Raw genomic sequence first — 17,851 nt, 5'->3', positions numbered from 1 at the left:
TAACTCCCTTGTTCCAAAGGTTATTTTGTTACTATTTATGCCAACGCTAATAAGCGTATGGCTTCCTTTTTGATATTGATAGCTGCATTATAGTCACGACTGATTTTTAGTCCACAAGAACACTCATACGTACGTTCAGATAGTGACATATCTTTTCTGTTTCCACAACTACTACACATCTTCGTAGAAGGAAACCACTTATCTATTTTTACAAGCTGTTTTCCTTGTTCTTGTAGCTTATATGCTAAAAATGTCGTGAACATCCTCCAACCGTTGTCCGCAACACTTTTACCAAAGCGAAGTGCTCGTGACATTCCTTTCATATTTAGGTCTTCTATTGCTACAACATCAAAATGAGTAGCCAATTCTTTAGACTTATGATGAAGGAAATTCTTACGCTGATTTGCGACCTTTTCATGCAACTTAGCTACACGAATGCGTTGTTTATTCCAACGCTCTGAACCTTTGACACGTCTTGCTAATACTCGTTGTGCGTTTGCTAATCGGTCTAACATCTGACGATAAAAGCGAGGATAATTGGCTTTCTCATCTTCGCTACTCACGTACAATTCAGCCATTGCGAAGTCTAACCCAACCACACTTTCTACTTCTTTTTGAACGATTTCCTTTTCATATTCAGTCAAGATAGACACGTAATACTTACCAGTTGGTGTCATCGAAATCGTGCATGATTTGATGATATAGTTTTGCGGTATCTCTCTATGTTGCTTCAGTCGCACCAGTTTCAATTTCGGTAATTTGATATAACCATGAAATAACATAATATTTCCGTTTACCCTATTCGTTGTATATGATTTTCTACTTTTTCTACTTTTGAATGTAGGAAAATCACTTTGCCCACTAAAAAAATTCTTATACGCGGTTTGCAAGTTTAGTTGAGCGTTTGCCAACGCTAATGAATCGACTTCTTTCAACCATTCATACTCTGCTTTGTATTTCGCAGGAGTAGGAAATTTTTGTTTCTTTAGCTCTTCCTTGTTCTCTTTGTACTTTTCGTATACTTCTTTCCGTTCAGCCAGCATCTTGTTATACACAAAGCGTACACACCCGAAAGTTTTACGTATCAGATAGGCTTGTTCTTCTGTTGGATATAGACGAAATTTGTACGCCTTATTATGCTTTGTCATATCAGTTCATCTCACTTTTCGCCTTGATTTCCCATAAACTGTTTTACTTTATCTATGGCGAGCCACCAAAGGTGATAGCACAACATGAACACTGCGTCATTATTATCTAATTTCATTGTTATACCAAACTTTATCTCTTATAAGACTGATTATATCAGGGGCAAAATAAATAGAAAAAACAATTTTTTTGGCTACACCAAACCGAAATTCATCTCCCACCTACCGTTGGACTATTGTCCTTTACAACGTTTGAGGAAGGAGACTTCTTTCGGATAATGCGTTAAATCCTCTTGCGCAAAGTCATGATACAACATCGATACTAAGGGGGTAACAATTCTCTCATCTTCATTGTTATGGTAAATATCCGATGGGGTGAAGATTTTATCTAATAAACAATGTATCATGTCTTCGTAACATTCAAAGGTAATATAGGAATTATGGACTACTTCATTAAATGCATCGGAAACATGTGCAATGCAATGAGCCCAACCTTTCTCTTCAATATAACCCCGGAAATCAGTTTCCAAATTTGTATATGTAATGAGTTTTTGTTTTATTTCTGCAATATCCTTCTCTGTTAGAAAGTAATGAGAGTTGGCAAATTGGAGTATTAAGGCAATTAAAGAAACAGTATAAGAATGCGTGAAAACCCCATCTGTATATGGGGAATTAATATCACAGTATAAGTATTCATCGCTTAGACAAGTATGTAAAAGTAATTTAAGTTGATCGTCGAGAAGTACTTCATTGTGAATAAAGGGAGAAAAATATTTATAAATAAGCTGATAACGAACGTAACTATCAGTCGTTTCGATATGCTGAAGCATATTGATTGTTAGCTCATTTGTATCTATATGTTACATTTGCGAATAATCATTTTGTTGTATAAGCTCTTGCCGTTGTTGCAGCGCTGTAATATCCAATGGAGAACCTCCTCCGCACTTTAAAGATGCGATCTTTTCTAGTATTCTAGATATTCAAGGACAATCCTGCTCATGCAAGGAGAACAATTAGAAATTCGAGTATGATATAGATGAGGGAAGAATATGACGAATATAGAACAGTTAGAAAAATATTTCAAAATAAGAAGAAGTGCTTCTTCTATAGTGATAAAAGAAAATAATGCAGAGGTTTTGACAGAAGAGCAATTAGAAGAGATGATGCAACGTTGCGTTGCTGAGGTAGAAAAAGATGGATTAGAAAATTTACATTTTGAGATTTCTTCAAAAAGTCCAAATTATGATGTGTATAAGAAATGTTTCGAAATGTATTCATTTGAATATATTGCTGAGAACATTATTGTGTTTAAAGATATATACGAAGTAGAAGATTTAGAAAGTGAAATTGATTTTAAACTAATGGAAGAAGTAAGAGAAGATGCTTTTCACTCTCTTTGGAATGAAGTGACGGCAGAACAAGTAGCGTATGATCAATTTGTAAATATGATGGAACAAGAAATTGGTGGGCAATGGAAAGAACATTGTTTAACAGCGGTTGTAGGTGAAGAGCCAATAGGAATTGTAATCCCGTATATTGAGAGAGGTACGTTAGAAGAAGGGAGACTCATGTATTTCGCAGTTGCTCCAAATATGCGAAATAAAGGGTATGAAGCAGCATTATTTACAGGGGCGATGTTTGTCTTAAAAGAAATAGGAGCTTCTTATTATATTGGCGAGACAAATGTAAAAAATGAGTGGATGAAGGATATTTTTGAAAAGAACGGATGTCAGCTGCTAAGTTCTACGGAGCGATATGTGAGAAAGTTTTAGAAGGATGAATGACATACTTACTCGAACTCATTTAGCGGGAGGGAGTATATATGTTGAAGCAAACATTGCATTCATTCGCTTTACTGTATCCAAAAGTATTGTTAGAAGGCTGGAGAGTAGAAAAAGTTTCAGAACGTAATGAAGGGGGAAAATGGGGAACTTTTTGGTTCCAAGTTATTACCCCAACTAGCAAGTTTCGAGTTAAGGGATTTTTTCTTGATATAATGGAGCCGGTGTTTCCAGATAGTTGTCTTTCTCAGGCAAAAGGTGATTGTTTTCAATATAAAGGGCTTGTGTATTGGAAAGGTGTAAATTATAAGGGGAAAGAAAGTTATGTAACATCTAAATGGAAAACGCAAATTGAAATTTCTATTGATCTTGGATATGTAAATCAAGATCAAATGGAAAGGTTCTTATTCGAGTTACAGCCGGTAAATATGGAGTTTGCGAAAAAGATATTACATACACCGTTTCACCATTTAAGCTTTCAAGCGAAAAGAGGTGAAGTTGGTGAGATAGGAAGATGTCATGAATGGAATTCTCCAGATGACGTATCATATTCGCAATTGCCAATTCATAAAAAGTTAAGTTGGAAGCTCGAATCGATTGGATTCGGAAATGATGAAATGCAGTATGTATACTGGGACGAAGAGAATAAACTATATGCACTTTGGGTTTGTAGGCATAAAAACCAAGCGTACTATCCTATTTCTTCATGGACAACGAATTATGGCGCGAAACAAGTAGTAAATGGTTTAGAGTTTTATTCACACCAGGACCGAGGCACAGTTGTATATGAAGATTTGGGTGATGAGCAAATCGCTTATGTTTTTCGCGGCAATCCGTGTACAACTTATGAACAAATAAAAGAACTTTTTGTATGTTTGTAAGATAAAAAGAAAAATCAAAACGACAAAATAAGCTTTCCTATAATACAATAGAGAAGGATTTGACTATACGAAGAAAGCGTTGGTGAAAGTATGAAGCAACAAAAAAAATGGTTACAAGCAACTGTAAAACGAAATGAAGATAATACGTTACATATAGAGTGGGAAAATAATATAGAAGAAGTTCGAATTTATTGGAGTACTTCACCAGAACATATTGAAGAAAATGGAGAATTACTTGTAACGGTAATTGGAGAGTCATCATGTACAATTGAAAACCCGAGTGAAAATGAGCGTCCATATTTTAGGTTAGTAGGAAATGATGGACAAGTGGTAACTGTAGCGGAGCGTAGATTGCCATTACAAGGAGCATTTAACTTCCGTGATATGGGCGGATATGAAACGACTGAAGGCCGTAAAGTAAAATGGGGCAAATTGTATCGTTCTGAAGAGTTAGCAGGATTAACAGAATGGGATATTGAGTATTTACAGAAGTCGGGATTAAAATTAATTTGTGATTACCGTACAGATTTTGAAGTGAAGCATAAGCCGAACCCAGGCATTAAGGGTGCTCGTCAAGTATGCATACCAGTTATGCAAGACTTAGCGAAAGATTTAAATATAAATGAGTTTTTCCAAGTTGGTGACCTATCAGTATTAGGAAAACCTGGTGAATATTTAGTGAAAATGAATCAAGATTTTGTGAGTGGCAATGAGGCGTTTGTGAGCTTTTTACAGTTAGCACAAAATCCAGAAAACTTACCGTTAGTGAATCACTGTACAGCCGGAAAAGATCGCACTGGCTTTGGTTCAGCATTATTATTACTTCTATTAGGTGTATCAGAAGAAACGGTAATGCAAGACTATTTACTAAGTAACGGTTTCCGTGAAAAGTTAAATGAAAAAATGATGGCATTTTTAGGTGCAAAATTACAAAACGATGAAAGTAGAGCAATATTAGGAGCGATGTTTGAAGCACGCGCGGAATATTTACAGGCTGCGATTGATGAAATTAAAACGCAGTATGGATCTATTGAAGCATATGCTGAAAAAGGACTTGGCTTTACGAAAGAATCGTTAGAGGAAATGAAAGAATTACTTTTGGAAGATAAATAACAAGAAGGGAGGCTGATTTACATTAGCCTCCCTTTATTATTGTTGATATAATTTCGTTTATGAGGATGTTGTGCACCGAGGGGAAATGGATGAAAAGAACTTACGAATCGGGGGATAAAATGATTCATACACGTTTAAAAGCAGAAGAGTTAAGGGGAAAGCTAACAACAATATTAAGTCAAGAATATAAGGATTTAGCTGTTCAGGATTTAAAGGTGATTGGAACAGGAGTGCAAAATATTGTTTTTCGAGGAGATTCAGAAAAAGGACCTTTAGCATTTCGAGTGCCGTGGGAACGTGAAGTGGAAAATATAAATGAAGATTTATTTAATAGTCGACTTTCGTTGCAAAAGGAAGCAGAGCTTTCTAAGTTTTGTCATTCAAAAAGTATTCCAGTACCAAGGATATACGGATTGCATCTTTCTACCGAACTTGATTTTTTAATTTCGGATTATATGGCTACGGATCATATGCCTATTTCTGCGTATAAAATAGGAGAGCTAGTTAACAAGCTTCATAGTATGCAAATTGAAGATTTAAAGTATGAACAGAACATTAGAGAGCCAATTAGTAAGCGTATAGCGGAACGAATTGTGAAAAGAGTAGAAGGTTTTAATACAATTACGAACTGTAGTATTAAACTTCCAGATGCACAAACAATTGAACATATTCTTAGTAGGGCTGATCATACAAAAAGTTTATTGCATATGGACATTCGACCAGCAAATATAATTGGATATAACGGAGAAGTTAAAGCGATAGTTGATTGGGATAACGCTCTAATCGGTCATCCATTATTGGAGCTTATGAGAATAGCTGAAACGGATGAGGTTAGTTGGGATGAATTTAAAGATGGATATAAGAATGATAATATCTTTAACGCTACTCCTCATATCGTTAGTTTGTTTTATAGATTAGATACAGCGGTCATGCTTGCAAACTTATTTATAGCACATTTGAAAATAGAAGATAAAGGTGTATTCTATAAAGAGCGAGTCAAAACACTTTATAATGAAATATATAAAAGCTTATAAGCTATGAGAATAAAGCTTTTAAAATAGGAATTGAGGAGAACATCATGAAATACAAAGTTATATTATTTGACGTAGACGATACATTATTAGATTTTCCTGAAACAGAAAGAAACGCATTACATAATGCGTTTGTACAATTCGGCATGCCTACAGGGTATGATGATTATCTTGCAAGTTATAAAGAGATTAGTAATGGATTATGGAGAGATTTAGAAAATAAAATGATTACGCTAGGTGAATTAGCGGTAGATCGATTTAGACAATTATTTGCTCTTCATAATCTAGAAGTAGATGCACAGCAATTTAGTGATGTATACCTTGAAAACTTGGGGAAAGAAGTACATCTTATAGAAGGTGCAGTGCAATTATGCGAGAATCTTCAAGATTGCAAGTTAGGTATCATTACGAATGGATATACAAAAGTGCAACAATCTAGAATTGGAAATTCGCCTTTAAGTAACTTCTTTGATCATATTATTATTTCAGAAGAAGTAGGCCATCAAAAACCAGCTCGTGAGATTTTTGACTATGCATTTGAAAAGCTTGGAATTACTGATAAATCAAGTGTACTAATGGTTGGAGATTCGCTAACTTCTGATATGAAAGGCGGAGAAGATTACGGTATTGATACGTGTTGGTATAACCCGAATTTGAAAGAAAACACGACGAGTGTTAAGCCGACTTATGAAGTGGAGAGCCTGCTACAAATTTTAGAAATTGCGGAAGTGGCGGAAGAAAAGGTAGCCTCATTTTAATCGTGTTGAGATTTTTAGATTAGTTGATATGTTTTAAGTTACGGTAGATATACTTGAAAAATCGTTTATATAATTTCATATACTAAGAAATGGAACAAAAAAGATGGTACCAAGTCAAAACATTTTTACTGAAAGAAAAAAGAAATAAAGTTTGAGGCTTGAATTAACAGTAAATACATGTTGTTTTGAGGGAGTTCGCGAAGCAAAAATAGCGCTACTATACTAAGGTCATTCACGTTTTATAATGCGTTAATTAAATGTACGTATATATAGTTTCTTAAAGTGATGCGCTGTCATGTATGATCGATGTAACAACTAGAGGTGAGTGAAGGATGTTAACGTTTTTATTTGAGTTAGACAAGGGTATTCCACAAAAGGATGAGCCACGGTATGTTGCTTATACAAATGGCTTTATCGAAGGGGATTTGACGATTTGTGTGGGTGACAGAGTATTTTTTCAGAAGCCATGTATGAAGGTCGCAGAGCTGGGCATTTATTTAGGACAGTGGATGGAACAAGTTCAACACGGGCAGAACGTACATATGAATTATGAAACGACTGACCGTGAAGAGGTAATTCTTGGTTTCTTCTATGAAGAGGACAATCAATGGAAGATTTCGTCCAGTTGGCAAGAATTTGAACTTCAAGAACGTATATCAACTGCAATATTAGTAGAGAGTGTTCAACGCTATTTGTATGGGCTAAATAAGGAACTGCGTGCTATAGAATATCCTGTGACGTTTGATCAGTATTTAAGAGGAGAGCGAATTATGCAGCTTTCTTACAAACGACCGTGTGATAGTAAAGCGGACATGACGCCGATAGAGGTTTACAATGGAAGTAAACAAGTAGGCGTAGTACGGGGCTATTATAAAAATACGTTGATGAAAGTGCTGGACTTCATTCCGAAAGTTGGTAGTAATATCATCTACGAAATAAAGGATAGTAAGGACAATATTCGCGTCATTGCAAAGGATGTAAGTAGGCAGCGCCAAAGAAAGATTTTAGTAACGTACATCGATAATAATGATGCAGAGCATGAAATGCTTGTATGTGACGGAAAGTTATTGGATGCAAATTTCTTATTTACCTTTACATATAACACAGAAGAATATGTTGTTCACAAAACTTCACTTGGGCTTGGAAAGTTATTACGAAACGGCTATGTAATTGCAGATTGGAATATTCGTCTTGAGGAAGATATGTATTACATCGAGATGAATGTATATGATGATAATTATATACAAGATCAATACTTACTGTTAGGCGTATTTCATGCGGTTTTGTATGGGTGATAAAGTGAAACTTTAATCAGTGGGGGGTGTTCACCCCCCACTGATTATCAGCCCGCACCAATCGGGCGTTTACGGGCAATTGATCTCCCATCTAACTTCTTCGCTCCAGCTGAATTTTGAGGTGGGAGTCTTACTGTCCACAAATAGCGGGATAAATGAGAAGTACCGGTATTCTTCATGGGAAGGATGCCGGTATTTTTTATGTGGTCCTGGAAAAAGTACGGTATTTTCGTTAATAGAAAGATTTTATGATCCAACTAAAGGAGATATTTTATTAGATGATATATGTTATAAAAATATACATGTAGAAGAATGGAGGCAGAAATTCAGTTATGTTTCACAAGATACTCCAATTTTTTTCAGGGACAATTTCACATGATGGTGTAGATTTTCTCGTTTTGGGGGTATTTGCATTTCTTCGCTTGATGGCGATGTGTGCTATCCCATAACGTAATTTCTTTAAAAATTAAAGAAACAACATTACTTCAAAGCAACATATTTGTCACTTTGATGAATGTAGTGATAAAAATCATAAAAAAAGCCTAGGAAACCAAAGAAACCGAGAAATCCTAAATATTTAATCCAAGTTGTTTTCACGATGGATTCTCCTTTCAGTATTAGAAATAACTCACTATATGTTATAAATATATAACATATAGAAATGAATGGTAATAATAGTTTTACGGTTAGTTTCATAATAATAGTAAAAAAGGATAAATATTCTGTAAAATTAAAAGGGAAATATCGTAAAATATTTGTAAGGAGGGGGAAAAAAATGCTAACTTGGATAATGATCGTTATATTACTTGTAGTTATTACTGTCATTGGAACGGTATTAATTGGGCGAAATGGTGATGCGAATTATAGTAAAGCGACAAAAGGAAATATTACACGGCTTACGATGATTTATATTATATTAGCTATTGTTTTAATAGTTGGACTTGGTGCTTATATTTATTTTAAAGGATAAAAGTACAACCCGATAAAACTGAAAAATAATAAAAATCTAAAAATATAAGTATGCTATAATGTTAATATAGTTATTTGGTAATTAAGGAAAGGATTGGATGGAATGATTGAAATTACGAATGTGTCAAAAAGTTATAATGGATCTACCTATGCAGTAAAAGATTTAAGTTTAACAGTACCTAGCGGAGAAATCTTTGGTTTTTTAGGACCGAATGGTGCCGGTAAATCAACGACAATTAAGATGATTACTGGTATTCATGGGGTGGACAAAGGGACCATTACGATTAACGGCAAAGATATTATGAAAGAGCCGATGGAAGCGAAAAAGACGTTTGGTTATGTTCCAGATAGTCCAGATATGTTTTTACGATTAAAAGGAATTGAATATTTAAACTTTATGGCAGATATGTATGAAGTGCCGAAAGAAGTACGACAAGAACGAATAGAGTCTTTAGCGAAGAAATTTGATCTTTATAATGCTTTATCCGATCAAATTCAAAGTTATTCACACGGTATGAGACAAAAGATTGTTATTATTGGTGTGCTTTTACACGAACCGGATGTGTGGATTTTAGATGAGCCATTAACGGGGCTTGATCCGAAATCTGCCTATATTTTAAAAGAAATGATGAGAGAACATGCAGATAAAGGGAAGATTGTATTTTTCTCTACACACGTATTAGAGGTAGCGGAAAAAATATGTGACCGCGTTGCTATAATTAATAAGGGGAATTTGCAGTTTAAAGGGAATTTAGCTGAAATGAGAGATCATTTTAAATCCAATGAATCACTTGAAAAAATGTTCTTGGAGATGACGGGCAATGAGTAAAATTTGGACGTTAACGAAAGTATTATTGAAATTAAATTATGCGGATTTCTTAACAGATAAAAAGAAACGATGGGCGTATTTATTTTCATTTGCAGCCATTTTATTTGTAGGTTTTTTAATATTCGGTTCGATGACCCATGGAATATATGAAGGAATGATACACCTCGGACAGAATCCAGGAATTGTTATTGCGATGGGATTAGCAGTTGCTAGTATATGGGTATTTTTGATGAGTATTATGAACATTTTAACAGTGTTTTACTATAGTAATGATGTTGAAATGTTGCTACCGTTACCGTTAAAACCAGCGCAAATTATTTCGGCAAAGTTCTTTACAGTGTTAATTACACAATACGTAATGAGCTCGTTTATTTTATTGCCTATCTTTATTACTTACGGTTTAAAGAGTGGTGCTTTCATTACATACTACATTTATATGATTGTCATTTACATATTCTTCCCGATCATTCCGCTAGTTTTAGCTTCGTTAATTATGACAATTATTATGAGGTATACGAATATAGCGAAAAATAAAGATCGAGGAAATATTTTCATTGGAATTGTAAGTATACTATTTATCGTAGGAATTAATGTGTTTATGCAATGGAGAAATAAAAGTGCAGTATCTGGAGCTGGAGATTCGGTTGCGAATTATCTTGCAAATAATGAATCCTCACTTTTCATACAAATGACAAATTATTTTCCAACTACATATTTTGGAGCGATGGGATTAGTAGAAAGTGCATCGTGGAAAGGCCTATTATACGTTCTTATTTACATTCTTATTTCTATCGCGTTTTTCGGGCTGTTTTATTACATTGCAGAGCGCACATATTTGAAAGGGGTTATTGGACTTTCAACGAGTACAGCAAAGAAAGAGGTAATTTCAGCAGAAGGTTTACAGAAATCAACTGTACAAAGTTCTCATTTAAAAGCATATGTGAAAAAAGAATTTAAAACGTTATTCCGTACACCGCAATTTTTCTTAAACTGCATTGTGCAAACTTTTGTAATGCCGATTATGCTGTTTTTTGTTTTATTTGTACAAGATGGAAATTTAAAATGGATTACGGGGTATATTGATAATCCGGAATCAGCAGGTTTCGCAATTGGTGTTGGCCTTTGTGCATCGTTATTTTTAATGGGAAATAACGTAATTGCAACAACGTCATTTTCTCGAGATGGAAGCTCTTGGTTTGTGAATCGTTACTTACCAGTAAAGGCTTCCGATATCTTTTTCGCAAAAACATTAACAGCTTGGCTAATTAATATATCAATTTTAGCAGTATTCGGTATTACGATGGCAGTTGTAGCGGGGGTTTCTCCAGTATTTATGGTACTATGGTTCTTACTAAGTGCGAACGGTTTATTGTTAATCAATTTAATCGGTACACGCTGGGATGCACAAACTGCAGATATTCATTGGGATACAGAACAGAAATTATTTAAAAGCCGATATACAACTTTGTGGAATTTTTTAGCTAATATTTTAATAGCTTTAATTATTGTAGCGGGAGTAAGTGTATTATACTTTGTCCTTCATGTAGGACTGTGGGTTATGTTTATTATTTTATTTATACTGTTTACCATTGCCAATTTAATTTTAATTAGAATTTTAAAATTAAGTGCAGAACGTATATTGTCAAATATTAATTAAGAAGATAGATCCTCTGTATTCGTACAGAGGATTTATCCATAGATGGAGGAGAAAAGGTGAAGAAAATAGCAATTGTAACAGGGGCAACTCGTCTTAATGGAATTGGTGCAGCTGTATGCAAGGTGCTTGCTCAAAAGGGGATAGACATTTTTTTCACGTACTGGCCTCGGTATGATAAAGCAATGCCGTGGGGAATGAATGATCAAGAACCTTTTTTATTGAAAAAGGAAATTGAAAGTTATGGCGTTCGATGTGAAATGGCAGAAATCAACTTATCGCAGTCTTATTCGCCTAATCGTGTATTGTATATGGTATCAGAACGATTAGGCGAACCATCTATTCTTATTAATAATGCAGCTTATTCTACTCATACGAAAATTGAAGAGCTAGATGTAGAACAGTTAGATAAACATTATACGGTTAATGTTCGCGCTACTATGTTATTAAGTTCATTATTTATTAAACATTTTTCACTCAAAACGAGTGGAAGCATTATTAATCTTACTTCAGGTCAGTCATTGGGGCCAATGCCAGATGAACTTGCATACGCAGCAACGAAAGGAGCAATAGAAGCATTTACAAAGTCAGTAGCACCAGTTGCTATGGAGAAGGGGATTACAGTCAATGCTGTGGATCCAGGACCAACGAATACAGGATGGATTACTGAAGAATTACAACATCATTTAGTATGGAAATTCCCGCAAGGAAGAGTTGGAGAATCAATGGATGTTGCGCGCTTAATTTCCTTTTTAGTAGATGATGAAGCGAAGTGGGTTACTGGGCAAGTGATTCATTCGAATGGTGGTTATTCATAAAAATATTATGTTAACAAAGTTGAGAAACAAAAAAAGTTGGCTTATTTTATTTTTTTTGTATAAATAAAATGTCAAAAAAGAGAAAAAGTTGATATGAGAGTATATTGCCACATGTAGATTACAATTCTTTATGTGACAATATACTCTTTTTCTTTTATTACGTAGTAGAAAAATAGGGTAGAAGAAACTCGAATATTAAAATCATTTTATCATTTTTTGTACGTATTATTATGAAGATTACTGTCGGAAAGATGGTGATTCGTGTGAAAAGGAATTTTTTAATGGAAAATAGAATCGTAAAGAGGAGGATAAAATTGTAAACATAGGGGGATTTTTATGAAAATGAAAAAAGTCGCTATTGCTTCGATTACAATTGGTACAATGCTTACTATGGCAGCTTGTAGTACCTCCACGGATAAAGATGCAGCGAAGAAGGACCAAGCAACTGCACAAAATGAGGAACAATCAAAAACGACAAGTGCAGATGAAGCGTCAAAAACAACGAAAGATACTGAAAAAGACACAAATACTTCTTCGAATGAAAAAACAGATAAGGATTCAAAAAATACGAAAGAATCATCAAGCACAGAAAGTAACGGCAAAACGTCTACTCAAAATCAAAATGGCAAAACGAAAGAAAAAGAAACAACAGGAAAAACGAATGATCAAACTACTAGTGGAAAAGCAACAGATCAAAGCACAAGCGCAAGTACAAGTACAGACAATAATGGGAAAACAACGAAAGATCCGAAGAAAAACGTTGCAGTGAAAACAAATGTGAAAGAAGTAGTTGTACTAATTGAAAGCTTAGACAAGCAATTAGCGGCAAACCCTAAATTTGAAACAGTTAACAAACTTGGAAAGCAAATTAATGAGAAGTGGGATGTAATTGAAAAAGAGTTAGAAGCATCACATCCGACTGATTCTAAAACAATCGGTCAAAGTATGTACCCGTTAATTGTAGGAGCGGAAAAAGAAAAGATAGATGTTAAGAAAATGAAGTCATTAACGACAAAAACGAAACAAGATTTAAATCAATTATTAACGAAGCTTTCATAGTTTCAAAAGCCTACTCGTGTGAGTAGGCCTTTTTAGTTTGTTGAAGTAGTGTGTGGGCTCGTTATTTATTGTTCTTTTCAATTATGATACGAAATGAATCGAACGCTTGTTGAATGACATAATTTTCTTTACTCACTTTATAAGGAAATGGAAAAGCAACTAGCTGGGAAGATGAAAAGTTTCATGAATTATCCACTTTAATTAAATATTCATAGTATGAAACATGAAGACAAAAATATCTGCAGAGGTGAGGTGAATAAAGAATGCTTTCCAAGTATTTTTACAATGAAACGCAAATGCGTCCTTTAGGAGGGCAGGGACCTGCACAAAGTACTATTCAAGCTGTTCATCAGGCTATACAAGCACAGCAACAAGCATTACAATCACAACAAATGCAACAAAGTTATTACCCATCACAATCGTATTACCCATCACAGTCGTATTACCCATCACAATCGTATTATCCATCACAATCGTATTACCCATCACAGTCGTATTATCCATCACAATCGTATTACCCATCACAGTCGTATTATCCATCACAATCGTATTGCCCATCACAGTCGTATTACCCATCACAATCGTATTACATGATGTAGATTATACAAGGATGGAATTTATTTTTGATCGTTACTGTATGAAACTGTATATGTTTTATAGCGAACAATGACAAACAGAAATAGCTCTTTGATGGGAACAAAAACCTTTTTAGCTTGATGGGGATAGGACATTGCCATCAAGCTAAACTCATATAACGTCAATGATAAGCGAGATTGTTTGATCTTGTAATCTTTTTTTGTTCTTTTGTTAGCTGACGAATAATCACATGGATTGGCACTTTATCAGTCATTCCTACATAAGCATTGGATATTTTACATGTTTGTCCTGGTTGAAGAGAGTTCATTAAGACCGTCATATTTATTTTGTTAGCTTGATAGCTATGGGGGAGGAGCAGCAAAAAAATATTTTCACATAGGTAGTTTATCGAAGGTTTTACTATTCCTAATGTGGAATAGAATCTTATCCAAGCATTACTAATTTTTTTAGGGGGAATTGTAATGAAATTAAGGATCACCACTTTGACATTAGCTACAGCCTTAACATTCGGTACTCTAGCAGGAAACAATGTGTCTGCGGAAACAAAAACAACATCTAGCTCAACTCAAACAGAAAAAAGTTATTTGATTGCCTTTAAGAAAGATTTACCTAGCAATTATCAATCTATTATTTCGAATGCAGGTGGGCAAATTCTCCGCGTCATTCCTGCCATCGGAGCAATGGAAGTAAAGTCAAGTAACCCTTCCTTCTTGGATAACTTGAAAGGGGTTTCATCTATCCAAGCTGCAAATCAAGAAGTTTTCCACGCTTTAGATAAAGAAGAAATAAGGCCAACCGCAGCGGACGGAAAGCCAGTAACGGATATCCCACAGCCAGAAAATATAGACAGCTATTGGAATTATCAATGGGACATCAAAAATATAACAAATGATGGTGCGTCTTATAAGCTGAATGGAGGAACAGGAAAAGGAGCAACAGTCGGTGTAATCGACAGCGGTATCGATGCGAATCATCCTGATTTAATAAAAAACTATAGTGGTGGTCAGAATTTCGTACCAGCTGGTGCGGATGAAACTGAGAAAGGTGATCCTGCTGATGTGAAGGATAGGGGAGGACATGGAACTCATGTAGCAGGCTCAATTGCAGCAAATGGCAAAATAAAAGGGGTTGGACCAGATCTTAAAGTTCGTTCATATCGCGTTTTCCCTGAATCTGGTAGTGCACCGACAGCTTGGATTGTAGACGCTATTGTTGCGGCTGCAAATGATAATGTTGACGTTATAAACATGTCTATCGGTGGATTTGATAGCATGAAATACTATGATAACGGAAAAAAATATAGCGATAATGCGGATGTTCTTATTTGGAAGCGTGCAATTCAATATGCCGTACAAAAAAATGTAACAGTCGTAGCGGCAAGTGGAAACGAATCACTCAATATGAATGATAAGAAAATGATAACAGATTATTTAAATAAGGAGTATGGCTCAGACGATCTTATCTTTAAAGGGCCTTATGTAGAAACTCCGGGTCAAATTCCGGGTGTAATTAATGTATCTTCTTCTAATCAATGGTCAACTGATAAAATTGCATTTTACTCAAACTATGGAAACAGTTTTATTGATGTGGCAGCACCAGGCGGTGATAACGGTCCTGTATATGCTGAAACAGGCGATTTAGCACAGCGAGATTTCCATTATCGTACATTAAGTACATGGCCAACTTATTTGGAACCATATTTCACTTCAGATCTGCATAACTATGCTTTAATGCATGGAACATCAATGGCCTCGCCAAAAGTAGCGGGAATTGCGGGGGTTATTAAAGCGGCTCATCCGACATATTCTCCTGCACAAGTAGAGAACTTAATTAAACAAACAGCAAAAGATTTCGGTAAACCAGGACATGATGCATTATTTGGATCTGGAGAAGCAAATATTTATAATGCGTTATTAAAAATAAAAAAATAATAAAAAAGTGGGATAGCACCTATCCCTATTAAGTTCAGGTACCTGTTGTTCCAAAAAACGGACAGAATCTACATTGATAAATATCAAAGGATAAAAATCTCGTTTTCGGAGTACTTCAGAATATTAGTTTGATGGATATGTGGAGCTAGACTACAAAAACATACATTTCATACTTAAATAAAATAAAAAAGATTGCCTCATAAGAGGCAATCTTTTTTTAGCGAGAATGTCTTAAAAATAGTTGAATTACTTGTTCAGGTACATAGAATTTCCCGTTACTTTCTACAACGATGCTTCCTAGTTCATAATCTTTTCCATCGATACAGATAATGTTTTTATTAACAGACAACTTTGCCTCCGTATTATTGCGTTTTACTACAAGTACAGGGTTTGCTACATCTTTTTTATCAATCGTTACAATCGCACCAATTTTTTTAAAGGATGTTTCGGCATCTAAAAATAATTTCTTCGTTATGTCTCCTAATTGGAAGCCCATTGCTCTGGCCATTGTCTTTGCAATGTCCGTATTTTGAACTAAACCGTATGGCTTTTGAGGCCCGTAAGAGTATAAGAATACATCTTCACCCGTATGACCACCAGTTGTAAAACCGAGGTTCGCACGGTTAGCCAATAATGTAGTAAGGATTGGACCTACATCAGCTTTCTTATAAGTAGCTTTTAACTTTTCACCTTCATCATCAGTTAGGTTATCTAAACCGTAAAGAGCAGCGACTTCTTTTATATTAGATAAATCGTCTTTTAGTTTATTTGTAGCACCTTCAAGTGTCATTTTCGCCTTTTTCAGTGGGGTAATGAAGGCTGATACTGGTGTGGTATCATATCCTTTTGTAGTATTGCTGTTACCAATGGAAATACCGCTATTTCCATGATCGGTTAAAGCGATGACCATAGTATTACGATCTTTCTTCGCGAACTCTAACGCTTCCGTAACCGCATCATCAAATGCCAATACATCGCTAATCATCCCGATTGGATCATTTGCATGTGCTGCCCAATCTGCCTTACTGCCTTCTACGAATAAGAAGAAACCATCTTTATCTTTTGATAAAGTTTGAATTGCTTTGCCCGTCATCTGGGAAAGTGTTGGCTGTTCAGGATTGGTTGCTGCACGATCCATATCGAACGCAAGTGCATTGCTGGAGAAAGAGCCCCAGATTTTATTTGATTTGGAATTTAATAATGCATCCTTTGTTTCGACGAAGTCGTATCCTTTATCTTGAATCACTTTTACTAAATCTTCGTTGTCTTTACGAATTCCATTGCTGGTCGGAGGCAGAAGTGCTGCCTTTCCACCGCCTAATACAACGTCTATATTTTGATAAACTTGCTGTTCACCAATTACTTCAAAATTTTTGCGGTTAGCATGGTGGGCAGAGAAACCAGCAGGAGTAGCATGCTGAATTTCTGATGTAGCAATAATTCCTGTTGCGCGGCCTGAACGTTTGGCACCTTCTAAGACGTTGGCAACTGGACGAAACTTGCATTCTTCTTTGACGGGTTCTAAGCCAGGCGAATTCACAACAGAAGGTAATACGCCCACATAGCCTGAATTTGATTTATTGCCTGTCGCTAAAGCTGTGGCTGCTGGTGCAGAATCCGTAATAGCTGATTCTGCCGAATACGTACGAATACCTCCTGATACAATTTGATCTAGTGCAAGAGGTGCCCCTTTATACCATCGAGCCAATGTTGTGACAGAAGAGCTTGTCCCATCCATAACCATGATAATTACGTTTTTTGGTTGTTTCTCTGCTTTTTTCGCCGCAGCTTTTACTTCATTACCACTCATCATGCCTCCTGCAGCTAATGAACCTAGTGTTATAGTACTGGCTAAAGTTAATCCCATTATCTTTTTACGAAGATTAGTCATTGTTGTCCCTCCATAGATTGTTTTCGGCATCCCAATCTAATATTCGTATGTAAACATAGTTTTGATTTTTTACTATTTGTTAGTAGTACCCCATTGCCA

17 protein-coding genes and 1 pseudogene are annotated in these 17,851 nt (G+C 35.4%); 14 read left to right on the top strand and 4 right to left on the bottom strand.

Features of this window, described 5'->3' with window-relative positions:
* Nucleotides 1–35 precede the first annotated feature (35 nt).
* Together ACTFQM_RS12015 and ACTFQM_RS12010 are read right to left on the bottom strand one after the other, a co-directional pair.
* Entirely contained in the window at nucleotides 36–1,148 is a 1,113-nt protein-coding gene (locus ACTFQM_RS12015; RefSeq protein ID WP_440034481.1) for an RNA-guided endonuclease TnpB family protein, read from the bottom strand.
* A 281-nt stretch (nucleotides 1,149–1,429) separates the two neighbouring features.
* Nucleotides 1,430–2,071, bottom strand: a pseudogene (locus ACTFQM_RS12010) (DUF2785 domain-containing protein); the annotation flags it as partial.
* Between the two features lie 123 nt (nucleotides 2,072–2,194).
* On the opposite strand from ACTFQM_RS12010, the gene ACTFQM_RS12005 reads away from it, so the two are divergent.
* The 7 genes from ACTFQM_RS12005 to ACTFQM_RS11975 all read left to right on the top strand — a co-directional run bounded on the left by ACTFQM_RS12005 (nucleotide 2,195) and on the right by ACTFQM_RS11975 (nucleotide 8,383).
* A complete protein-coding gene (locus ACTFQM_RS12005; RefSeq protein ID WP_440034480.1) occupies nucleotides 2,195–2,917 on the top strand; it encodes a GNAT family N-acetyltransferase in 723 nt (240 codons plus the stop codon).
* A gap of 50 nt (nucleotides 2,918–2,967) precedes the next feature.
* Entirely contained in the window at nucleotides 2,968–3,807 is an 840-nt protein-coding gene (locus ACTFQM_RS12000; protein ID WP_440034478.1) for a hypothetical protein, read from the top strand.
* A 90-nt stretch (nucleotides 3,808–3,897) separates the two neighbouring features.
* The gene (locus ACTFQM_RS11995; protein WP_440034477.1) at nucleotides 3,898–4,920 is read left to right on the top strand and encodes a tyrosine-protein phosphatase; all 1,023 of its coding nucleotides are present in this window, start codon (nucleotides 3,898–3,900) and stop codon (nucleotides 4,918–4,920) included.
* Between the two features lie 89 nt (nucleotides 4,921–5,009).
* Entirely contained in the window at nucleotides 5,010–5,954 is a 945-nt protein-coding gene (locus tag ACTFQM_RS11990) for a phosphotransferase family protein (RefSeq protein ID WP_440034476.1), read from the top strand.
* A gap of 44 nt (nucleotides 5,955–5,998) precedes the next feature.
* Nucleotides 5,999–6,709 carry a YjjG family noncanonical pyrimidine nucleotidase gene (locus ACTFQM_RS11985; protein WP_440034475.1) on the top strand — a complete coding sequence of 237 codons (711 nt, stop codon included), beginning with the start codon at nucleotides 5,999–6,001 and terminating at the stop codon, nucleotides 6,707–6,709.
* 332 nt (nucleotides 6,710–7,041) lie between these two features.
* A complete protein-coding gene (locus tag ACTFQM_RS11980) occupies nucleotides 7,042–8,004 on the top strand; it encodes a tubby C-terminal domain-like protein (protein ID WP_440034474.1) in 963 nt (320 codons plus the stop codon).
* Nucleotides 8,005–8,023: 19 nt separating this feature from the next.
* Entirely contained in the window at nucleotides 8,024–8,383 is a 360-nt protein-coding gene (locus ACTFQM_RS11975; protein WP_440034473.1) for an ATP-binding cassette domain-containing protein, read from the top strand.
* Nucleotides 8,384–8,484: 101 nt separating this feature from the next.
* On the opposite strand, the gene ACTFQM_RS11970 is transcribed toward ACTFQM_RS11975, so the two are convergent.
* Nucleotides 8,485–8,601, bottom strand: coding sequence for a DUF3796 domain-containing protein (locus tag ACTFQM_RS11970; protein WP_440034472.1), 117 nt, complete (start codon nucleotides 8,599–8,601; stop codon nucleotides 8,485–8,487).
* 178 nt (nucleotides 8,602–8,779) lie between these two features.
* On the opposite strand from ACTFQM_RS11970, the gene ACTFQM_RS11965 reads away from it, so the two are divergent.
* From ACTFQM_RS11965 to ACTFQM_RS11935, 7 genes are all read left to right on the top strand, one after another.
* Entirely contained in the window at nucleotides 8,780–8,974 is a 195-nt protein-coding gene (locus tag ACTFQM_RS11965; RefSeq protein ID WP_071719045.1) for a hypothetical protein, read from the top strand.
* 102 nt (nucleotides 8,975–9,076) lie between these two features.
* On the top strand, nucleotides 9,077–9,802 hold the full coding sequence (locus ACTFQM_RS11960) for an ABC transporter ATP-binding protein (protein WP_002172684.1): 726 nt from the start codon (nucleotides 9,077–9,079) through the stop codon (nucleotides 9,800–9,802).
* A complete protein-coding gene (locus ACTFQM_RS11955) occupies nucleotides 9,795–11,459 on the top strand; it encodes a putative ABC transporter permease subunit (protein ID WP_071719044.1) in 1,665 nt (554 codons plus the stop codon). The genes ACTFQM_RS11960 and ACTFQM_RS11955 overlap by 8 nt, the downstream gene beginning before the upstream one ends.
* Nucleotides 11,460–11,515: 56 nt before the next feature.
* Complete coding sequence (locus ACTFQM_RS11950; protein ID WP_440034471.1) at nucleotides 11,516–12,274, top strand: SDR family oxidoreductase; 759 nt, start codon at nucleotides 11,516–11,518, stop codon at nucleotides 12,272–12,274.
* Between the two features lie 336 nt (nucleotides 12,275–12,610).
* Nucleotides 12,611–13,333, top strand: coding sequence for a hypothetical protein (locus tag ACTFQM_RS11945; protein ID WP_440034470.1), 723 nt, complete (start codon nucleotides 12,611–12,613; stop codon nucleotides 13,331–13,333).
* Between the two features lie 263 nt (nucleotides 13,334–13,596).
* Nucleotides 13,597–13,932, top strand: coding sequence for a hypothetical protein (locus ACTFQM_RS11940; protein WP_427310377.1), 336 nt, complete (start codon nucleotides 13,597–13,599; stop codon nucleotides 13,930–13,932).
* Between the two features lie 459 nt (nucleotides 13,933–14,391).
* Nucleotides 14,392–15,861, top strand: coding sequence for a S8 family serine peptidase (locus ACTFQM_RS11935; RefSeq protein WP_002172679.1), 1,470 nt, complete (start codon nucleotides 14,392–14,394; stop codon nucleotides 15,859–15,861).
* A gap of 217 nt (nucleotides 15,862–16,078) precedes the next feature.
* On the opposite strand, the gene ACTFQM_RS11930 is transcribed toward ACTFQM_RS11935, so the two are convergent.
* On the bottom strand, nucleotides 16,079–17,752 hold the full coding sequence (locus ACTFQM_RS11930) for an alkaline phosphatase (protein ID WP_440034469.1): 1,674 nt from the start codon (nucleotides 17,750–17,752) through the stop codon (nucleotides 16,079–16,081).
* Between the last annotated feature and the right edge of the window lie 99 nt (nucleotides 17,753–17,851).

This window comes from Bacillus cereus group sp. MYBK30-2, assembly GCF_051915945.1.
GTDB lineage: Bacteria > Bacillota > Bacilli > Bacillales > Bacillaceae_G > Bacillus_A > Bacillus_A paramycoides.
Note: the sequence above shows the minus strand (reverse complement) of the source record. Positions and strands in the feature narration are given on the sequence as shown.

Excerpts from the sequence above, each read along its gene's own strand:
- ACTFQM_RS11945 (WP_440034470.1), top strand. The coding sequence starts at position 12,611 with ATGAAAATGAAAAAAGTCGCTATTGCTTCGATTACAATTGGTACAATG.
- ACTFQM_RS11990 (WP_440034476.1), top strand. The coding sequence starts at position 5,010 with ATGAAAAGAACTTACGAATCGGGGGATAAAATGATTCATACACGTTTA.
- ACTFQM_RS11985 (WP_440034475.1), top strand. The coding sequence starts at position 5,999 with ATGAAATACAAAGTTATATTATTTGACGTAGACGATACATTATTAGAT.
- ACTFQM_RS11980 (WP_440034474.1), top strand. The coding sequence starts at position 7,042 with ATGTTAACGTTTTTATTTGAGTTAGACAAGGGTATTCCACAAAAGGAT.
- ACTFQM_RS12015 (WP_440034481.1), bottom strand. The coding sequence starts at position 1,148 with ATGACAAAGCATAATAAGGCGTACAAATTTCGTCTATATCCAACAGAA.
- ACTFQM_RS11995 (WP_440034477.1), top strand. The coding sequence starts at position 3,898 with ATGAAGCAACAAAAAAAATGGTTACAAGCAACTGTAAAACGAAATGAA.
- ACTFQM_RS11965 (WP_071719045.1), top strand. The coding sequence starts at position 8,780 with ATGCTAACTTGGATAATGATCGTTATATTACTTGTAGTTATTACTGTC.
- ACTFQM_RS11960 (WP_002172684.1), top strand. The coding sequence starts at position 9,077 with ATGATTGAAATTACGAATGTGTCAAAAAGTTATAATGGATCTACCTAT.
- ACTFQM_RS11935 (WP_002172679.1), top strand. The coding sequence starts at position 14,392 with ATGAAATTAAGGATCACCACTTTGACATTAGCTACAGCCTTAACATTC.
- ACTFQM_RS11940 (WP_427310377.1), top strand. The coding sequence starts at position 13,597 with ATGCTTTCCAAGTATTTTTACAATGAAACGCAAATGCGTCCTTTAGGA.
- ACTFQM_RS12005 (WP_440034480.1), top strand. The coding sequence starts at position 2,195 with ATGACGAATATAGAACAGTTAGAAAAATATTTCAAAATAAGAAGAAGT.
- ACTFQM_RS12000 (WP_440034478.1), top strand. The coding sequence starts at position 2,968 with ATGTTGAAGCAAACATTGCATTCATTCGCTTTACTGTATCCAAAAGTA.
- ACTFQM_RS11930 (WP_440034469.1), bottom strand. The coding sequence starts at position 17,752 with ATGACTAATCTTCGTAAAAAGATAATGGGATTAACTTTAGCCAGTACT.
- ACTFQM_RS11955 (WP_071719044.1), top strand. The coding sequence starts at position 9,795 with ATGAGTAAAATTTGGACGTTAACGAAAGTATTATTGAAATTAAATTAT.